We start from the raw sequence: 15,815 nt of genomic DNA, 5'->3' as shown, positions 1-15,815 counted from the left end.
AAAAAAGGCACGTCGTCTGACGTGCCTCTTTTATTTGTACTACCCTGTACGATTACTGTTCGCTTTCATCAGTATAGCGTTTTGCTTTGTAAGCCGGATGCATCAGGTTCTGTACGGAGAAAATATCGTCTAGTTCTGCTTCAGTCAACAGACCGCGCTCCAGAACGACTTCACGTACGCTCTTGCCAGTTTCGGCACAGATTTTACCCACGATGTCACCGTTGTGGTGGCCGATGAATGGGTTCAGGTAAGTGACGATACCGATAGAGTTGTAAACGTAACCTTCGCACACTTCTTTGTTAGCAGTGATGCCGTTAACGCATTTTTCCAGCAGGTTGTAGCAAGCGTTGGTCAGAATGTGAACGGATTCAAACATGGCCTGGCCAATGACTGGCTCCATAACGTTCAGCTGCAGCTGACCCGCTTCTGCTGCCATGGTAACAGTGATGTCGTTACCGATGACTTTGAAGCAAACCTGGTTAACCACTTCCGGAACAACTGGGTTTACTTTAGCTGGCATGATGGAAGAGCCAGCCTGCAGTTCCGGCAGGTTGATCTCGTTCAGGCCGGCACGTGGGCCAGAAGAGAGCAAGCGCAGGTCGTTACAGATTTTGGACATCTTCACAGCCATGCGTTTCAGCGCGCCATGAACCATAACGTAAGCGCCGCAGTCAGAGGTCGCTTCGATCAGGTCTTCAGCAGGTACGCATGGGAAGCCAGTGACTTCAGCCAGTTTTTTCACTGCCAGCGGAGAGTACTCTTTCGGCGTGTTCAGGCCAGTACCGATTGCAGTTGCGCCGAGGTTAACTTCCAGCAGCAGTTCAGCGGTACGTTCGATGTTTTTCACTTCTTCTTTCAGCAGGATGCTGAAAGCGCGGAATTCCTGACCGAGGGTCATCGGTACTGCGTCCTGCAGCTGGGTACGACCCATTTTCAGGATGTCCTGGAATTCGACAGCTTTACGTTCAAAGCCTTCACGCAGTTGGTTAATAGCATCTACCAGTTTAATCAGAGAAGAGTAAACTGCGATGCGGAAACCGGTCGGGTAGGCGTCGTTAGTGGACTGACATTTGTTAACGTGGTCGTTCGGGTTCAGATACTGATATTCACCTTTCTGGTGACCCATCAGTTCCAGACCGATATTGGCCAGCACTTCGTTGGTGTTCATGTTTACGGAAGTACCTGCGCCGCCCTGGTAGACGTCTACCGGGAACTGATCCATGCATTTTCCGTTGTTCAGGACTTCATCACATGCGGCAATGATTGCATTCGCTACACTTTTAGGAATGGTTTGCAGCTCTTTGTTTGCCATAGCTGCAGCTTTTTTAACCATTACCATACCGCGAACAAATTCAGGAATATCGCTGATTTTGTTGTTGCTGATATAGAAGTTTTCAATCGCTCTCAGAGTGTGAACACCATAGTAGGCATCAGCTGGAACTTCCCTGGTACCCAACAGATCTTCTTCGATACGAATGTTGTTTGACATGTGAACCTTCTTTTTCAAGCTGCCAATGATTTGCTTTAAACACACAGAATATATGTGGTTTCGAATGTTTTTCGACCGACGATTATCCCCTGCATCAGTCGAATACTCGGGATCATATGCTGCTTGAGGATTTCTACCGTAATCTGGATCACTTTAAGTGTTGGTTTTTACCCCTTAATTATTAATTTGTGAAATAGATCACCGCTTTGGGATTACTACCAAAAATAGTTGCGCAAACATCTTGAAATTTTGCTAATGACCACAATATAAGCTGAACGCGATTCGCAACCCATTCAGGCGACCTGATTTAACTGGTTGCTATTACAGGAGAAACCTTTGCGCTGGTTACCTTTTATTGCCGTTTTCCTTTATGTCTATATTGAGATTTCAATCTTTATTCAGGTTGCTCATGTCCTTGGGGTATTGCTGACCCTCGTGCTGGTTATATTCACCTCAATTATTGGTATGTCACTGGTACGTAATCAGGGCTTTAAGAATTTTGTGCTGATGCAACAAAAAATGGCGGCGGGAGAAAACCCAGCGGCGGAAATGATTAAAAGTGTTTCGTTGATCATTGCCGGTTTGCTGCTTTTATTACCGGGCTTTTTCACCGATTTCCTCGGTCTTCTACTTTTATTACCGCCAGTGCAAAAGCACCTGACGGTGAAGCTGATGCCGCATTTGCGCTTTTCCCGTATGCCGGGCGGTGGTTTTAGTGCCGGAACCGGTGGCGGTAATACTTTTGATGGTGAGTATCAGCGTAAGGATGATGACCGCGACCGCCTTGATCATAAAGACGATCGCCAGGATTAATGACGAAACGCCGGATTATGTGGTTATGCCATTTTCCGGCGTTTTTCGTTTTGGCAGAAATAGCCATAACCCCGCCAGCATGATCAGGGCATATAAACTTTTCCAGCCGACCATCGCCAGTAACAGAACACATAACAGCCCGCCAATTACCGCCAGTAGTCGATAACGTCCTTGCAATAATTTACAGCCTGCCAGCATGCATAACAGGTAAATCATAATAAAGATGCCATTGGCATAGATGATAAGTGCGTCCAGATTGATCTCTAACATATGGATCGCCAACGTGCTCACCACGCAACAGCCGAGCACGGCATTAAGGGCATTAGTCGGGATATGGCGAGAAGAGAGGCGTGCCAGGTAGTGGTCAGGATTGTGTTGCGCCTGCGACCAGACTAATCGGGCGAAGCTCTGTATATAAATGTTGAGACTGGCAAAGCAGGCCAGATAGCCAATCACGCAGGCAATCCACAATGCTCCTACACCGAACAGCTGCACCACAATTTTTGGAAGCGATGCTGCCGCCGCCATTTTTTCACCATAGGCGTCGAAGTGTAATACCACCACCGTACAGCCCCAATAGACTAATCCTGCCAGCAACAGACCAATCATCAGAGCGCGGGGAAAATCACGCTCTGGATTTTTAAATTCCGAGGCGAGATGGGCAAATGCCTCCAGACCGACAAAGCACCAGAACATCACCGATAACGCAGCAAACAACCCGGAAAGTTCGATATCACCAGGCGCAGGGAAGTGGATATTCGCAGGTTTGATATCGCCCGCCCACCAGATAGCGACAATCAGCGCGACGATAAGCCCGGCAATAACCGTTTGTAGATTAGCACTGGAACTGGCACCGCGAGTACCGATGTACCACACCAGTGCCAGCGTACCAAGTTCTGCCAACAACAGTTGCCAACTATGCCAGCCAAACATTGCCTGGCCAAAGCCGGCGGCAATTTGTAGTGCAGCGGGCAGGCCCACGGGAATGACCGATAAAAATAGCCAGCCAGTGACTCGCTCAAGCCGCGAGCCAAACGCCATACCAACGAAGTGCGCGACGCCGCCCGCGCTGGGATAGTGGCGTCCCAGCAGCGCAAAGACGATTGCAATCGGGAACACCAAGATAATCAAAACGGGCCAGGCCCACAGGCTGGTATTGCCCGCTAGCAGGGCGGCTAATGCGGGAACGGCAAACACGCCCGTGCCTAATAATGAGGTTGATAACAGGCCGATCCCCTGGGCTAATCCCAGTTCTTGTTTGAGTCCACTCATGGGTTAATGTCCAATTGTGCCCAAATTTTGGGCAACTGCGCAGGATTTCGATGGTAGCACAATCAGATTCGCGTATGGCGGCGATGGAGAAATTGCGATGAAATGTGATGTGAATCAGGATTTTTACCCGATTTTGTACTGATCAGAATTTTTTTTCATTTGCCCCCTTGAAGGGGGAGAAGCCCATCCCCATTTCACTGGTCACCAGCCGGGAAACCACGTAAGGTCCGGCGTCACCCATAACAGATACGGACTTTCTCAAAGGAGAGTTATCAATGAATATTCGTCCATTGCATGATCGCGTGATCGTCAAGCGTAAAGAAGTTGAAACTAAATCTGCTGGCGGCATCGTTCTGACCGGCTCTGCAGCGGCTAAATCTACCCGTGGCGAAGTGCTGGCTGTTGGCAATGGCCGTATCCTTGAAAATGGCGAAGTGAAGCCGCTGGATGTGAAAGTTGGCGACATCGTAATTTTCAATGATGGCTACGGTGTGAAGTCTGAGAAGATCGACAATGAAGAAGTGTTGATCATGTCCGAAAGCGACATTCTGGCAATTGTTGAAGCGTAATCCGCGCACGACACTGAACATACGAATTTAAGGAATAAAGATAATGGCAGCTAAAGACGTAAAATTCGGTAACGACGCTCGTGTGAAAATGCTGCGCGGCGTAAACGTACTGGCAGATGCAGTGAAAGTTACCCTCGGTCCGAAAGGCCGTAACGTAGTTCTGGATAAATCTTTCGGTGCACCGACCATCACCAAAGATGGTGTTTCCGTTGCTCGTGAAATCGAACTGGAAGACAAGTTCGAAAACATGGGTGCGCAGATGGTGAAAGAAGTTGCCTCTAAAGCGAACGACACTGCAGGCGACGGTACCACCACCGCAACCGTACTGGCTCAGGCTATCATCACTGAAGGTCTGAAAGCTGTTGCTGCGGGCATGAACCCGATGGACCTGAAACGTGGTATCGACAAAGCCGTTACTGCTGCAGTTGAAGAACTGAAAGCGCTGTCCGTACCGTGCTCCGACTCTAAAGCGATTGCTCAGGTTGGTACTATCTCCGCTAACTCCGACGAAACCGTAGGTAAACTGATCGCTGAAGCGATGGACAAAGTCGGTAAAGAAGGTGTTATCACCGTTGAAGACGGTACTGGTCTGCAGGACGAACTGGACGTGGTTGAAGGTATGCAGTTCGACCGTGGCTACCTGTCTCCTTACTTCATCAACAAGCCGGAAACTGGCGCAGTAGAACTGGAAAGCCCGTTCATCCTGCTGGCTGACAAGAAAATCTCCAACATCCGCGAAATGCTGCCGGTTCTGGAAGCCGTTGCAAAAGCAGGCAAACCGCTGCTGATCATCGCTGAAGATGTTGAAGGCGAAGCGCTGGCAACTCTGGTTGTTAACACCATGCGTGGCATTGTGAAAGTCGCTGCGGTTAAAGCTCCGGGCTTCGGCGATCGCCGTAAAGCTATGCTGCAGGATATCGCAACCCTGACTGGCGGTACCGTAATCTCTGAAGAGATTGGTATGGAGCTGGAAAAAGCAACCCTGGAAGACCTGGGCCAGGCTAAACGTGTTGTGATCAACAAAGACACCACCACCATCATCGATGGCGTGGGTGAAGAAGCTGCGATTCAGGGCCGTGTTGCTCAGATCCGTCAGCAGATTGAAGAAGCAACTTCTGACTACGACCGTGAAAAACTGCAGGAGCGCGTAGCGAAACTGGCAGGCGGCGTTGCAGTTATCAAAGTTGGTGCTGCTACCGAAGTTGAAATGAAAGAGAAAAAAGCACGCGTTGAAGACGCCCTGCACGCGACCCGTGCTGCGGTAGAAGAAGGCGTGGTTGCTGGTGGTGGTGTTGCGCTGATCCGCGTAGCGTCTAAACTGGCTGACCTGCGTGGTCAGAACGAAGAGCAGAACGTGGGTATCAAAGTTGCACTGCGTGCAATGGAAGCTCCGCTGCGTCAGATCGTACTGAACTGCGGTGAAGAACCGTCTGTTGTTGCTAACACCGTTAAAGCTGGCGACGGCAACTACGGCTACAACGCAGCAACCGAAGAATACGGCAACATGATCGACATGGGTATCCTGGATCCAACCAAAGTAACTCGTTCTGCTCTGCAGTACGCAGCTTCTGTGGCTGGCCTGATGATCACCACTGAGTGCATGGTTACCGACCTGCCGAAAAACGATGCAGCTGACTTAGGCGCTGCTGGCGGTATGGGCGGCATGGGTGGCATGGGCGGCATGATGTAATTGCCCTGCACCTCGCAGAAATAAAGAAACCCCCGGGCAGAAATGTCTGGGGGTTTTTCTTTTGGTCATCTTTCTAGTATAAGATTCAGACACGGACGACGCGAGTTGCGTCCAGCTCATTGATTATGGGGAATAACATGCACGTAAAATACTTAGCAGGGATTGTCGGTGCCGCGCTACTGATGGCGGGTTGTAGCTCCAGCAACGAATTGAGCGCTGCCGGACAGAGCGTTCGCATCGTGGACGAGCAACCAGGTGCAGAGTGCCAGCTGATTGGTACTGCTACCGGTAAGCAAAGTAACTGGCTTTCCGGGCAACACGGTGAAGAGGGCGGTTCTATGCGTGGTGCGGCAAACGATCTGCGCAACCAGGCGGCAGCAATGGGCGGTAACGTGATTTATGGTATCAGCAGCCCGTCGCAGGGCATGCTGTCCAGCTTTGTCCCGACTGACAGCCAGATTATCGGTCAGGTATATAAGTGCCCGAACTGATGGGATCCTGAGGCTGGGTGACAAACGTATAATTGCCAGATGCGCTTCGCTTATCAGGCCCACATCAGGCATTGCAACTGATTGAATGCTCGAGAATTTGTAGGCCGGATAAGGCGTTTACGCCGCATCCGGCATGATCAACGATCACGTTATCGGTCATTTCAGGCTGGATGGCTCCAGCCTCGCATTAGCAAAGATGGGATTATTTCGCCTGTGGTGCAGTTTTGCTGATGGATTGAACGCGTAGGTGATGCAGTGCGCGTAGGCATTGATCCTGGGTCAGTGGTTGGGCGTTATTGGCTGCCATAGTCCGAACGTAGACCTGACACGGCACACCCGCGAGTTTTTTCAGTCGAGGACTGAAATCAAGCATCCGGCGAGTGATAGCCTCCACTTCTTTACCCGCTGTTGCTTCACGCGTTTTTACTACTGCTCCGCTAAATTGCTCTTTGCCACCTTCATCTTTAAAGCGATAAAGTACGGCCAGATAATGACTAAACAGATTATGTTTCCATTCTGGTTGGGAATAGGTGTCGTATTCCAGATTGCCATTGTCCTGGCAGTCGACGTCATATAACGGCAGGAAATCTAACAACGATGTAATACGTAACGCCAGTTCACGCATTTCTGCATTATTAATTGCATGAATGATTGCTCGCGCCAGCATTTCAATCTGCAACTCATTGACCACTAATTCGCATTTGCTGCCATCATGTAGCGTTAATGCGAAATTAAGATTTTCGCCCTGATTATCGGTAAGTTCCAGCGCGTTAACCCGGCGATTAATATCGGCATTTTTAAGCTCATCAACCAGAATTTCCGGGATATTTTCTGCCATTTTCTTAATGACTTTATCGCGAGCTTGCTCATACAGAAGGCGTGCATCAGCATCCAGTTTATGCTTTTGATGCAGACGACTTTCCAGCGCAATCAGAAGGTCGCGCAGTTCCATCACAGACATGAAGAACAACGATTCTTTATTGCGAGGCTCTTTAATTTTCAGCGCCAGTGCAATGAAATTATTACTCTTGCGAATAACACCGGTATTAACACCCTTGATGCTTATGGCCATGTAGGTTCTCCCTAACCATTTCTCAATTAAATAATTAATTTTAATTTATAAGCCAGATAAATGGGCTTGGTAGTAATAGTTGTTAAAATAACATAAATAGCCGTGCTCACTCTATATAAACAGAAAAGAAAGGTTAATTATTGGTGTTGGCTATATAAAGAGTAAAAATAGCAATGTATATGAATAATTAAAGGTTATGCAACGGGCAAAGATTAAACTTCCCTGTAAAATGACAGGTCGCTGTACTGCGTTTGTTGCTCTTGCCGGATGCGGCGTAAACGCCTTATCCGGCCTATAGTTCATTGAAAATTCATTCAATTTCAATGCACGATGTAGGCCTGATAAGCGTAGCGCATCAGGCAATTTTAATGTTTAACTTCCCTGTTTAATCAGTTACTGCTGGCGTAGCTGGAGATCCAGCGGCGTTTTGCTGGGTTCGCCACCAATCTCGCGCGCCAGTTTTGGCACCAGATATCCCGATACTAACGTCAGCAACTCACGCATAATCTGCCGCGCTTCATCATCGCTCACCATGAAATGCGCCGCGCCCTGCACTTTATCGAGCACATGCAGGTAATAGGGCATCACACCGGCGTCAAACAGTGCATTACTCAGATTTGCCAGCGTTTGCGCGTTATCGTTCACGCCACGTAACAGAACGCTTTGGTTAAGCAGGGTGACGCCGACACGGCGCAATTTAGCCATCGCCTGACGAAACGTTTCATCTACCTCATTGGCATGGTTGATGTGATTCACCAGCAAGATTTGCAGCGTAGAACGGGCAAAGCGTTCAACCAGCGCCTCGGTGATGCGTGCCGGGATTACAATCGGCAGACGGCTGTGAATCCGCAGACGTTTGATATGTGGGATGGCTTCCAGTTGCGTTAATAACCAGTCCAGTTCGTGATCTTTCGCCATCAGCGGATCGCCGCCGGAGAAAATAATCTCGTCCAGTTCCGGATGCGCAGCAACATACTCAAGTGCCGTCTTCCAGTTTCGCTTGTTGCCCTGATTTTCGGCATACGGGAAGTGGCGACGGAAGCAATAGCGGCAATTTACCGCGCAGCCGCCTTTGACCAGCAATAGCGCCCGGTTGTGGTATTTATGCAACAAACCAGGCACTACGCTGTGCTGTTCTTCCAGCGGGTCGGTGGAGAATCCGGGCGCGACGACAAACTCATCTTGCGAGGTAAGTACCTGACGCAAAAGTGGATCGTTTGGATTGCCTTTCTCCATGCGATCGATAAATGAGCGGGGCACGCGCAGGGCAAACAGCTTTTTGGCGCTGCGTCCGGCCAACAGTTTTTCGTCCGCGTCTATATTCAAAAGACGCAGAAGTTCATCAGGATCGGTCACAACATCGGCAAGTTGCGCTAACCAATCTTCTCTGGATGGGGTATTTAGGGTTACAATATGCGCCATTTTGTGGCTTAGCTACCAATTAATAAATTTCAGAGGGCCTTATGGCAACGTACTATAGCAACGATTTTCGTGCTGGTCTTAAAATCATGTTAGATGGCGAACCTTACGCGGTTGAAGCCAGTGAATTCGTGAAACCGGGTAAAGGTCAGGCATTCGCTCGCGTTAAACTGCGCCGTCTGCTGACTGGCACTCGCGTAGAAAAAACCTTCAAATCTACCGATTCCGCTGAAGGCGCTGATGTTGTCGATATGAACCTGACTTACCTGTACAACGACGGTGAGTTCTGGCACTTCATGAACAACGAAACTTTCGAGCAGCTGTCTGCTGATGCAAAAGCAATTGGCGACAACGCTAAATGGCTGCTGGATCAGGCAGAGTGCATCGTAACTCTGTGGAATGGTCAGCCGATCTCCGTTACTCCGCCGAACTTCGTTGAACTGGAAATCGTTGATACCGATCCGGGTCTGAAAGGTGATACCGCAGGTACTGGTGGCAAACCGGCTACCCTGTCTACTGGCGCTGTGGTTAAAGTTCCGCTGTTTGTACAGATCGGCGAAGTCATTAAAGTGGATACCCGCTCTGGTGAATACGTATCTCGCGTGAAGTAATGCGGTTGTGGTGCGGCCTGTGGGCTGCACCATCACTTTCTCAGGTCAGAGATGATGAAACGCCTTATCCTTCTTGTTTTGCTTGCCAGTGCGCTGCTCACGGGCTGTAACACCGCTCGCGGTTTTGGTGAAGACATTAAACATCTCGGTAATTCCATCTCCCGCGCAGCCAGCTAATTTTTCTTCTCTTCCTAAAAATCATCAGATTTCCGTCATTTTCGGTGGTGTTGTCTATTATTAATTTGCTATAGGCAAACACAAATAACATTACCTAAAAGGAAGACATTATGGTGAAGAAGACAATTGCAGCGATCTTTTCTGTTCTGGTGCTTTCAACAGTATTGACTGCCTGCAACACCACGCGTGGCGTTGGTGAAGATATCTCCGACGGCGGTAACGCGATTTCTGGCGCAGCAACGAAAGCGCAGCAATAAGCAATAACGGTACGGCAGTTTTGTCGTGCCGTTGATACTGATGACAAAGGCAAAATTGCCTGATGCGCTACGCTTATCAGACCTACATATCCCATGCAATATATTGAATTTGCACGATTTTGTAGGCTGGGTAAGGCATTAACGCCGCATCTGGCATAAACAACTGACACTTTGTCAACAATCGGTAACGGTACGACAAGTTTGTCGTACCGTTTATTTTTTCAGCGATAGTCACTAAGGTAATAGTTGAAATTCCCCTGCCACCAGGCAAAATATCCGTTCAACCATCAGCTTTGCAGGACGACCTGCAAACGCTTCTTTTCACCGGGGACGGCCCCATTTCTCCGGAGTTTTATATGTCCTGGATTATCTTATTTATTGCTGGGTTGCTGGAAGTCGTCTGGGCTGTTGGCCTGAAATATACCCACGGCTTTAGTCGTTTGACGCCAAGTGTTATTACCGTGACGGCGATGATTGTCAGTATGGCGCTGCTCGCCTGGGCGATGAAGTCATTACCTGTAGGGACGGCTTATGCTGTCTGGACGGGGATTGGCGCAGTCGGCGCGGCTATCACCGGCATTGTGCTGCTCGGCGAGTCCGCTAACCCGATGCGCCTGGCGAGTCTGGCGTTAATTGTGGTGGGAATTATTGGTCTGAAGCTCAGCACTCACTAACTACCGGGCTGTTGTACCCAAATAAACTTACTAACATCAAACCCTTCCCGGGTTGCGACTGCCAACATCTCCTGTTTAACTTCGTCAGAAATGGTTGGCGTGCGAGAGAGTATCCACAGGTAGTCGCGGTCCGGGCCGCAAACCAGCGCGTGGCGGTACTCCCGGTCGAGCGCGATGACATTATAACCGCCGTAGAATGGCCCAAAGAACGACACTTTCAGGGCTGCGCGACGCGGATCTCCAGTAAAGTAGGCTTTTCCTTCACTCTGCTGCCACATCTCTCTGTCTGGGTTATAGCCTTTATTAATGACATTCAGGCCGCCGTCATCCCGCAGGCTATACGTCGCGGTCACTTTCTCCAGCCCGCGTTCAAAGCGGTGATCAAAACGGGCAATCTCATACCATGTACCCAGATAGCGTTTGGTATCGAAATTATTTACCACGGTCACGCCACGCGGTGGTGTGGGAGAACTACAGGCAACCACCAGAAATGCAGCCGTCGCTGCGGCAACGAGAGGGAGCAGGCGCATAAATGTTTCCTTACTGGTTTTTTCTAAGTGTAGATGACAGCAAGGAAATGCGAAGAAAAGGTCCGAAAATTCGGACCCGATGAAATTTTACTGCAGAGCGTTGAGAATCTGCCAGGCGGCGGTAACTCTCGCTGGATTGGGATAATTTTTGTTAGCCAGCATCACAATACCCAGCTCTTTTTCTGGGATAAACGCGACATAGCTACCAAATCCGCCGGTCGCACCTGTTTTATGCACCCATGATGACCGCACAGCAGGAGCTGGGGGCGTAATCGCTTTTACTGGGCTTGTCGCCAGCGCAATTTTACTGTCGCTGCCATTGATGATGCTGTCAGGATTTACCGGCCAGTCCAGCATTTCCCAGCCCAGGCCCTGATACATATCGCCGGTTTGCCAGTAGCGAGATTGCGCCAGTTGTATCCCTTGCTGAAGTGTTTTGTCGTTGATATCACGGGGATTCATATTGCTTCGTACCCAGCGGGCCATATCTTCAATCGTCGATTTTACACCGTACGCTTCAGCATCTAACGCCCCTGGCGAAACATGCACTGCCTTACCTTCGCGATACCCCCAGGCGTAATTCTTTTCTTCCGCTGATGGCACATTAATCCACGTATGAGTGAGTTTGAGTGGCTGGAAAACACGAGTTTGCATCGCCTGTTCAAAGCTCAAACCGGATGGCTTCACAGCCAGTGCGCCGAACAAACCGATACTGGAGTTTGCATACAGACGTTGTGTTCCTGGCGCCCATTCAGGCTGCCAGTTTTGATAGAAGCGCAGCAAGTCGCTTGAGGATTTCACCTCATCCGGCACCTGTAACGGCAGGCCGCCAGCGGTGTAGGTTGCGAGATGTAATAGTGTGATCCCATTCCACTGTTTAGCGGTAAGTTCAGGCCAGTATTTTGTGACGGGATCGTTTAGATTGATTTCCCCTCGAGCAATAGCATCGCCACCAAGCACGCCCGTAAATGTTTTACTGACCGAGCCTAACTCAAACAACGTTTGCTGCGTGACGGGCCGCTTTTTTGCCACATCCGCGTAGCCCCAGGTAAAGTAATAAGGCTTACCCTGATAAATCACTGCAACGGCCATGCCGGGGATGTTTTGTTGCTCAACAAGTGGGGTAATTGTGTGATGCACAATATCGTTGATTTGTTGTTCGCTGTGGGGCGCGGCAAGAGTGGAGCAAGAGACGGTAATCAGTAAGGCGCAAAGCGTCGTTTTGAGCATAAGGTCTGGTTTCCATACAAAACGGCCCGCCATAGGCGGGCCGGATTTACATTGGCGATACGTTAGATTGTAACGATACCAATCAGTGTGACAACTGTCAGGATAGCAGCCAGACCGTAGAAAACCCATTTACCCGCAGGCACGTGAATTTTCAGATCGTGCATCGCGTGGTGCATACGGTGTAAACCACACCACAGCGGCAGGACGATCATCAGGAACAGGAATACGCGACCAATGAAGCTTTGCGCGAACGCCAGAACGCGTTCGTAGCTCAGTGCGTCACCCGGGAACAGACCCAGCGGCAACAGAATGCCAACCAGCAGGATCATTACCGGCGCAATGATCGCACTCCACATACCACCGGCCCCGAAGAGGCCCCAGAATACCGGTTCGTCAGAACGCTTTGGATTTGGATTAATCATCTCAGGCTCCTTACCAGTACAGGGCAACAAACAGGATTACGATGGTGGCAACCACGGTTACCGCCCAGAGACTTTTGATAATTGGCTCTGGTCCCATTTTTTCGTCTTTTACAATGATATTGGCCGCTTTCGGTGCCAGTTCAAACCAGGTTTTGGTGTGCAGCAGGGCTGCCGCCAGAGTGATCAGGTTAATGATCACGATAACCGGGTTTTGTAAAAAGTCGACGAATCCCGCCCAGGTTTCCGGGCCATTTTTCAGGGCAAACAGCCCGAAAATCAGTTCAATGCTGAACCACACAGCCGGAACCGCTGTGCCTTCGCGCAGCATGTAAAAGCGATAAAACGGCAATTTTTTCCACCAGGTGGACGTCATTGGCCGTACATACGGTTTACGTTTAGTCGTCATGTTGCACTCCTTAGCGTGGTTTCAGGGTCGCGATAAGAAAGTCTTTTGAACTTTCTACTTTGCCCTGCTGAATGGCCGCAGCCGGATCGACGTGTTTCGGGCAGACTTCGGAGCAGTAGCCCACGAAAGTACAGCTCCATACGCCGTTCTGGCTGTTTAACTGCGCCATACGCTCCTTCTTACCGTGGTCTCGGCTATCTTCGTTATAACGATGTGCCAGCGTAATGGCAGCCGGACCGATGAACTCTGGGTTCAGGCCGAACTGCGGGCATGCGGCATAGCACAGACCACAGTTGATGCAACCGGAGAACTGGTGATACTTCGCCATCTGCGCCGGGGTCTGGATGTTAGTACCCTGATCCGCGGTGCGGGAGTTGCCGATGATGTACGGTTTGATCGCTTCCAGACTTTCGATGAAGTGGGTCATATCGACCACCAGATCGCGTTCAATCGGGAAGTTAGCTAACGCTTCAACCTTCATGCCGTTGGTGTAGTCACGCAGGAAGGTTTTACATGCCAGTTTCGGCACGTTGTTAACCATCATGCCGCAGGAGCCACAAATCGCCATACGGCAGGACCAGCGGTAGCTCAGGTCCGGCGCAAGGTTGTCTTTGATATAGCCCAGCGCATCCAGCAATGAGGTGGTTTCATCATAAGGCACTTCATAGAATGCGCTATGTGGTGCGGTATCGACTTCCGGGTTATAACGCACCACCTCAATTTTCAGGTTTTTCATCTCAGCCATTCGCCTTCTCCTTCTTATTGGCTGCTTCCGCCTTATCGGCTGCATCCGCTTCGCCACCGTACATGCGTTTGGCCGGCGGCAGCTTAGTAATTTTCACGTCGCTGTACTCCAGGCGAGTAGTGCCATCAGCATCGCGGAAGGCGAGGGTGTGTTTGAGGAAGTTGATGTCGTCACGTTCAGTGCAACCTTCGTCCAGACGCTGGTGCGCGCCGCGGGACTCTTTACGTGCCATTGCAGAGTGCGCCATACATTCGGCAACGTTCAGACCGTGGCCCAACTCAATGGTGTAAAGCAGGTCGGTGTTGAACACGCTGGAAGTGTCGGTGATGCGAACGCGCTTGAAGCGTTCCTGCAGTTCCGCCAGCTTGTCGATGGTTTTCTGCATCAGTTCCGGCGTACGGTAGATACCGCAGCCTTCTTCCATGGCCAGGCCCATTTCGTCGCGGATCTTCGCCCAGTTTTCGCCGCCGTCCTGGTTAACCAGATCTTTCAGACGCTGTTCAACGCCAGCAACCTGGGCATTGATCGCTGCATCGTTGCCATTACCGGCAGTAGATGCGCGCTCCATTGCTTGCTCACCAGCCAGACGACCAAAGACCACCAGTTCCGCCAGGGAGTTGGAGCCCAGACGGTTTGCGCCGTGCAGACCTACAGAGGAACATTCGCCCACGGCGAACAGGCCCTTAATGCGGGTTTCGCAGTTCTGATCGGTTTCGATACCACCCATGGTGTAGTGCGCGGTCGGACGTACCGGAATCGGCTCTTTAACCGGATCGACGCCAACATAAGCTTTCGCCAGTTCACAGATGAACGGCAGACGTTCGTGCAGTTTTTTCTCGCCCAGGTGACGCAGGTCGAGGTAAACCACATCGCCACGCGGCGTGGAGATGGTGTTGCCTTTACGCCATTCGTGCCAGAAGGCCTGAGAAACTTTGTCGCGTGGACCCAGTTCCATGTATTTGTTTTTCGGTTCGCCCAGCGGAGTTTCTGGACCCATGCCGTAGTCTTGCAGATAACGGTAGCCATTTTTGTTGACCAGAATACCGCCTTCGCCACGGCAACCTTCGGTCATCAGGATACCGGAACCTGGCAGACCGGTTGGGTGATACTGAACGAATTCCATGTCACGCAGCGGAACACCGTGGCTCAGCGCCATACCCATACCGTCGCCAGTAACGATGCCGCCGTTGGTGTTGTAACGATAAACACGGCCAGCGCCACCGGTTGCCATCACCACTGCGTTAGCACGGATCTGAACCAGCGTGCCTTCCATCATGTTCATTGCTACCAGGCCGCGAACATGACCATCATCAACCAGAATATCCAGCACGAAGTGTTCGTCAAAACGCTGGATCTGCGGGAATTGCAGAGAGGTCTGGAACAGCGTATGCAGCATATGGAAGCCGGTCTTATCGGCGGCGAACCAGGTACGCTCGATTTTCATGCCGCCGAAGCGACGTACGTTCACGCTACCATCCGGGCGACGGCTCCATGGGCATCCCCACAGTTCCAGTTGGGTCATTTCGGTTGGGCAGTGGTGGACGAAATAATCCACAACATCCTGCTCACATAACCAGTCGCCACCCGCTACTGTATCGTTAAAGTGATAATCGAAGCTGTCATGATCCTGCGCGACAGCGGCGGAGCCCCCTTCTGCAGCAACGGTATGGCTGCGCATTGGGTATACTTTTGAGATTAGTGCGATTTTTGCATTCGGATTTGCCTGCGCGGCAGCAATTGCAGCACGTAATCCCGCGCCACCGGCACCTACAATGGCAAGATCGGCTTGAAAGGTTTGCACGACATTCCTCCAGATTGTTTTTATCCCACATCCACGTACTTCAGGGTAAGTGCCTGAAAGTTACGGTCTGCGAACGCTATTCCACTGCTCCTTTATAGGTACAACAGTATAGTCTGATGGATAAGTCTGAAATTTGACGAGATCGAT

18 protein-coding genes are annotated in these 15,815 nt (G+C 50.5%); 8 read left to right on the top strand and 10 right to left on the bottom strand.

The annotated features are described in order from the left end of the window. Positions 1-52: 52 nt before the first annotated feature. Positions 53-1,489, bottom strand: a complete 1,437-nt coding sequence (aspA, locus tag FEK66_RS05000; RefSeq protein ID WP_130205949.1) for an aspartate ammonia-lyase — start codon at positions 1,487-1,489, stop codon at positions 53-55. A gap of 336 nt (positions 1,490-1,825) precedes the next feature. Here aspA and FEK66_RS04995 point away from each other — a divergent pair, with 336 nt between their 5' ends. After that, positions 1,826-2,302, top strand: a complete 477-nt coding sequence (locus tag FEK66_RS04995; protein ID WP_130258490.1) for an FxsA family protein — start codon at positions 1,826-1,828, stop codon at positions 2,300-2,302. Between the two features lie 15 nt (positions 2,303-2,317). Here FEK66_RS04995 and yjeH read toward each other — a convergent pair whose 3' ends face one another. Beyond that, positions 2,318-3,574, bottom strand: a complete 1,257-nt coding sequence (yjeH, locus tag FEK66_RS04990) for an L-methionine/branched-chain amino acid transporter (protein ID WP_138211419.1) — start codon at positions 3,572-3,574, stop codon at positions 2,318-2,320. 275 nt (positions 3,575-3,849) lie between these two features. Between yjeH and FEK66_RS04985 the strand changes: the two genes are divergently transcribed. The 3 genes from FEK66_RS04985 (at position 3,850) to FEK66_RS04975 (ending at position 6,324) form a co-directional block, all read left to right on the top strand. Then, a complete protein-coding gene (locus tag FEK66_RS04985; protein WP_001026276.1) occupies positions 3,850-4,143 on the top strand; it encodes a co-chaperone GroES in 294 nt (97 codons plus the stop codon). 43 nt (positions 4,144-4,186) lie between these two features. Continuing rightward, on the top strand, positions 4,187-5,833 hold the full coding sequence (gene groL, locus FEK66_RS04980; protein WP_000729132.1) for a chaperonin GroEL: 1,647 nt from the start codon (positions 4,187-4,189) through the stop codon (positions 5,831-5,833). A 137-nt stretch (positions 5,834-5,970) separates the two neighbouring features. Further along, positions 5,971-6,324 (top strand): DUF4156 domain-containing protein, encoded by a 354-nt coding sequence (locus FEK66_RS04975; protein WP_000558209.1) that lies wholly within the window; start codon positions 5,971-5,973, stop codon positions 6,322-6,324. A 202-nt stretch (positions 6,325-6,526) separates the two neighbouring features. On the opposite strand, the gene FEK66_RS04970 is transcribed toward FEK66_RS04975, so the two are convergent. Both FEK66_RS04970 and epmB read right to left on the bottom strand, forming a co-directional pair. Then, positions 6,527-7,396 carry a YjeJ family protein gene (locus FEK66_RS04970; protein ID WP_130205955.1) on the bottom strand — a complete coding sequence of 290 codons (870 nt, stop codon included), beginning with the start codon at positions 7,394-7,396 and terminating at the stop codon, positions 6,527-6,529. A 393-nt stretch (positions 7,397-7,789) separates the two neighbouring features. Then, positions 7,790-8,818, bottom strand: coding sequence for an EF-P beta-lysylation protein EpmB (epmB, locus tag FEK66_RS04965; RefSeq protein WP_130205957.1), 1,029 nt, complete (start codon positions 8,816-8,818; stop codon positions 7,790-7,792). A 41-nt stretch (positions 8,819-8,859) separates the two neighbouring features. Here epmB and efp point away from each other — a divergent pair, with 41 nt between their 5' ends. The 4 genes from efp to sugE all read left to right on the top strand — a co-directional run bounded on the left by efp (position 8,860) and on the right by sugE (position 10,534). Beyond that, complete coding sequence (efp, locus tag FEK66_RS04960; RefSeq protein WP_000257278.1) at positions 8,860-9,426, top strand: elongation factor P; 567 nt, start codon at positions 8,860-8,862, stop codon at positions 9,424-9,426. A gap of 51 nt (positions 9,427-9,477) precedes the next feature. Continuing rightward, on the top strand, positions 9,478-9,603 hold the full coding sequence (gene ecnA, locus FEK66_RS04955; protein ID WP_064525758.1) for a lipoprotein antitoxin entericidin A: 126 nt from the start codon (positions 9,478-9,480) through the stop codon (positions 9,601-9,603). 110 nt (positions 9,604-9,713) lie between these two features. After that, positions 9,714-9,860, top strand: coding sequence for a lipoprotein toxin entericidin B (gene ecnB, locus FEK66_RS04950; RefSeq protein ID WP_000239596.1), 147 nt, complete (start codon positions 9,714-9,716; stop codon positions 9,858-9,860). A 356-nt stretch (positions 9,861-10,216) separates the two neighbouring features. Further along, positions 10,217-10,534 carry a quaternary ammonium compound efflux SMR transporter SugE gene (gene sugE, locus FEK66_RS04945; protein WP_130205961.1) on the top strand — a complete coding sequence of 106 codons (318 nt, stop codon included), beginning with the start codon at positions 10,217-10,219 and terminating at the stop codon, positions 10,532-10,534. Here the strand turns inward: sugE and blc are convergent. The 6 genes from blc to frdA form a co-directional block, all read right to left on the bottom strand. Then, on the bottom strand, positions 10,531-11,064 hold the full coding sequence (gene blc, locus FEK66_RS04940; RefSeq protein WP_130205963.1) for a lipocalin Blc: 534 nt from the start codon (positions 11,062-11,064) through the stop codon (positions 10,531-10,533). The two genes, sugE and blc, sit on opposite strands and share 4 nt — an antisense overlap. Positions 11,065-11,151: 87 nt before the next feature. Then, a complete protein-coding gene (locus FEK66_RS04935) occupies positions 11,152-12,294 on the bottom strand; it encodes a BlaEC family class C beta-lactamase (protein WP_135495136.1) in 1,143 nt (380 codons plus the stop codon). Between the two features lie 62 nt (positions 12,295-12,356). After that, positions 12,357-12,716: a fumarate reductase subunit FrdD gene (frdD, locus tag FEK66_RS04930; RefSeq protein WP_001299198.1), complete on the bottom strand. Its 360-nt coding sequence runs from the start codon at positions 12,714-12,716 to the stop codon at positions 12,357-12,359. Positions 12,717-12,726: 10 nt separating this feature from the next. After that, a complete protein-coding gene (gene frdC / locus FEK66_RS04925) occupies positions 12,727-13,122 on the bottom strand; it encodes a fumarate reductase subunit FrdC (RefSeq protein ID WP_001568431.1) in 396 nt (131 codons plus the stop codon). Positions 13,123-13,132: 10 nt separating this feature from the next. Continuing rightward, on the bottom strand, positions 13,133-13,867 hold the full coding sequence (gene frdB / locus FEK66_RS04920; protein WP_064525766.1) for a fumarate reductase iron-sulfur protein: 735 nt from the start codon (positions 13,865-13,867) through the stop codon (positions 13,133-13,135). After that, positions 13,860-15,668, bottom strand: coding sequence for a fumarate reductase (quinol) flavoprotein subunit (gene frdA / locus FEK66_RS04915; RefSeq protein ID WP_130205969.1), 1,809 nt, complete (start codon positions 15,666-15,668; stop codon positions 13,860-13,862). Before frdA ends, frdB begins: the two co-directional genes overlap by 8 nt. Positions 15,669-15,815 lie beyond the last annotated feature (147 nt).

Origin of the sequence: Escherichia sp. E1130 (assembly GCF_005781065.1) — a bacterium.
Lineage (GTDB): Bacteria > Pseudomonadota > Gammaproteobacteria > Enterobacterales > Enterobacteriaceae > Escherichia.
Note: the sequence above shows the minus strand (reverse complement) of the source record. Positions and strands in the feature narration are given on the sequence as shown.